We start from the raw sequence: 2695 nt of genomic DNA on the forward strand, positions 1-2695 counted from the left end.
GAGCTGCGGCAGACCGACCGCGAGGCCGTAGAGCCCCGACCCGCGCGCCAGCGCGTCGGCGGGCAGCAACTCGGCGATCAGCGCCGACCCGCACACCGTGAGCAGCCCGAAGCCGATGCCGCGCACCGCGGAGACACCGAGGATGGGCACCGCGCCGGTGCTCACCGACAGCGCGAGGGCGGGCGCGCCGAGCAGGGACGCGCCCAGCAGCAGGCCGGCACGGTAGCCACGCGCGTGCACGAAGCGGGGCACCGCGAACTGCGCGAGCACCGTCGTGGCCATGAACACCCCGGTGGTCGCGCCGGCGACGGCCTCCGACTCCCCCTGCCGCACGGCCCACAGCGGCACGACCGGCAGGAGCAGCGAGTAACCGGAGAACGTGCCCGCCGAGGCCAGCAGCATCAACAGGAACGGCCGGTGCCGCAAGGGCGAGGACGGCGCGGCCTGCGAGGCGGACAACGACACTCCCCATTTCTAGTACGCCCGTACCTGTGCCGGGACACCACCCCCTTGACGGCACCTCAGCGCGCGGTCACCGGGACCGGGACCAGGCGATCAGGTCGTCGGCGGGCAGCGTGTTGATCACGTCCGAAGGGTCGATGCCGCACTCCAGCGCGCGGGCGCAGCCGTAGGGCAGCCAGCCCAGTTGCCCGGGAGCGTGGGCGTCGCTGTCCACGGCGAACCGGCATCCGATCTCGCGGGCCGTGCGCAGCAACCTGCGCGGGGGATCGAGCCGTTCCGGGCGGGAGTTGATCTCGACGGCGACGTCGTGGTCCCGGCACGCGGTGAACACCGCCCGCGCGTCGAACTCGGACTCCGGCCTCCCCCGGCGGGTCAGCAGGCGTCCGGTGCAGTGCCCGAGCACGGTGACCAGTGGGTTCGCCACCGCCGTCAGCAACCGCTGGGTCATCTCTTGTTCCGGCATCCGCAACTTCGAGTGCGCGCTGGCGACCACCACGTCCAGTTCCGCCATCAGGTCCGGGTCCTGATCGAGCGTGCCGTCGGCGAGGATGTCGACCTCGATCCCGCTGAGCACGCGGAACGGGGCGATCCGGGCGCGCAGGTCGGCCAGGACGGCGAGCTGGTCGCGCAGGCGCCGCTCACTCAGCCCCCGCGCGACGGTGAGCCGGGGCGAGTGGTCGGTGAGCACGAGATACTCGTGGCCCAGCGCGCGAGCGGCCTCGGCCATCTCCTCGATCGTGGCCGCCCCGTCGGACCAGTCGGAGTGGGTGTGACAGTCGCCGCGCAGCGCGTCCCGCAACGCTCCGCCGTCCGGCAGGGCACTGTCCTCGCCGAGCACGCGGGCGAGGTAGGCGGGCTCCCTGCCTTCGACGGCGTCGATCACCACACCCGCGGTCGCCTCGCCGATCCCCGGCAGCGCGGTCAGGGTGCCGTCGGCCACGTGCCGCGCGAGGTCGTCGGCGGGCAGGTCCGCGACGACGTCGGCGGCCCGCCGGAACGCGCGCACCCGGTAGGTGGGCGCCGCGGACCGTTCCAGGTGCAGCGCGATCTGCCGCAACGCCGCGGCCGGGTCCATGCCGTCCTCCCTGTCGTCGTCCGCCGTCGTGGGCCGGGTGCCCCGGCTACAGCGGGTGGAGCTCCACGTCGGTCAGCGTCCCGTGGTGGATTCGCGCGGTCAGGTACGTGCACGCGGGCTGCCTGCGCCGGTCGGTCGGCGAGCCCGGGTTGAGCAACCGCAGACCGGCCGGGGTCACGCTGTCCCACGGGATGTGGCTGTGCCCGAAGACCAGCACGTCGGCGTCCGGGAACGCGCGGTCGCAGCGCCTCTCGCGCCCCGAGGCCGGACCCGTCTCGTGCACGACCGCGAAGCGCAGCCCGTCGAGGTCGGCGCGGGCGATCTCCGGCAGGCGCTCGCGCACGTCAGGGCCATCATTGTTGCCGTACACCCCGATCAGGCGCGGGGTCGCCGCGTCGAGCCGGTCCACCAGGTCTGCCTCGACCCAGTCGCCCGCGTGCACCACGACGTCGGCGGCCTCCACCGCGCGCCACACAGGGTCCGGCAACCGCGCCGCCTTCCGCGGCACGTGGGTGTCGGACAGGATGAGCAGTCGCATGTGTTCCGCGCCCGTGCGCCCGGCCTCCCCTCTCCACCTCGGGCCCTCACCTCGGGCTCTCACCTCGTGGCCCTCACCTCGAACCGTTGCCTCGGGTGTGCCGTGCCGCCCGGATACCCCGTGCGCGGCGACGGCAACAATGAGATCAAACCGGTACCCGGCCCACGCCGGTCCGCCGCGGGCCGGGTTCCGGCCCCCGTGACCAGGTTCGGGTGCCACCGTCGGACCCGTGACCTGCGCCGATGAGCGTGCGGGGACTAACAGGGGGCTGATGGCACGACAGCCCGATGGACCCGTATCTTTGCCTGCGGAGTCCTGGCCTGTCGACGCCGGACGTGGAGGGGTTGCCTTGCAGCAGGATCGCCAGTGGCCCGAATCGCACAGCGACGAGACCGACGTACTGCCGTCGGTGCCGCCGGAGAACGCCTCGGCGGCTGACCAGAACGCCTCGGCGCAAACGCAGTACGTCAGCGGCCACGACGCACCCACCCACCGGTTCACCCCGGCGGGCGGCGCGGCCGTTCCCGGAGCACCCGGCGACAGTTACCCGACGCAACCGGTCGCCCGCGCCCCTGCTGGCGCTGGGCACGGTGAGCTTCGGCGCGCTCGGCGTACTGCTC

General features: G+C 73.5%; 3 protein-coding genes. All 3 read right to left on the reverse strand.

Going from position 1 to position 2695, the window contains the following annotated elements; translation table 11 throughout:
• Nucleotides 1-459, reverse strand: a 459-nt coding sequence (locus SACSA_RS0112400; RefSeq protein WP_157596842.1) for an MFS transporter, incomplete at its 3' end; no start/stop codon positions are given.
• A gap of 73 nt (nt 460-532) precedes the next feature.
• The gene (locus tag SACSA_RS0112405; RefSeq protein ID WP_019816255.1) at nt 533-1537 is read right to left on the reverse strand and encodes a PHP domain-containing protein; all 1005 of its coding nucleotides are present in this window, start codon (nt 1535-1537) and stop codon (nt 533-535) included.
• Nucleotides 1538-1583: 46 nt separating this feature from the next.
• The gene (locus tag SACSA_RS0112410) at nt 1584-2075 is read right to left on the reverse strand and encodes a metallophosphoesterase family protein (protein WP_019816256.1); all 492 of its coding nucleotides are present in this window, start codon (nt 2073-2075) and stop codon (nt 1584-1586) included.
• Between the last annotated feature and the right edge of the window lie 620 nt (nt 2076-2695).

The organism is Saccharomonospora saliphila YIM 90502, assembly GCF_000383795.1.
Classification (GTDB): Bacteria; Actinomycetota; Actinomycetes; order Mycobacteriales; family Pseudonocardiaceae; genus Saccharomonospora; species Saccharomonospora saliphila.

Coding starts and splice junctions, on each gene's coding strand:
- SACSA_RS0112405 (WP_019816255.1), bottom strand. CDS start 1,537: ATGGACCCGGCCGCGGCGTTGCGGCAGATCGCGCTGCACCTGGAACGG.
- SACSA_RS0112410 (WP_019816256.1), bottom strand. CDS start 2,075: ATGCGACTGCTCATCCTGTCCGACACCCACGTGCCGCGGAAGGCGGCG.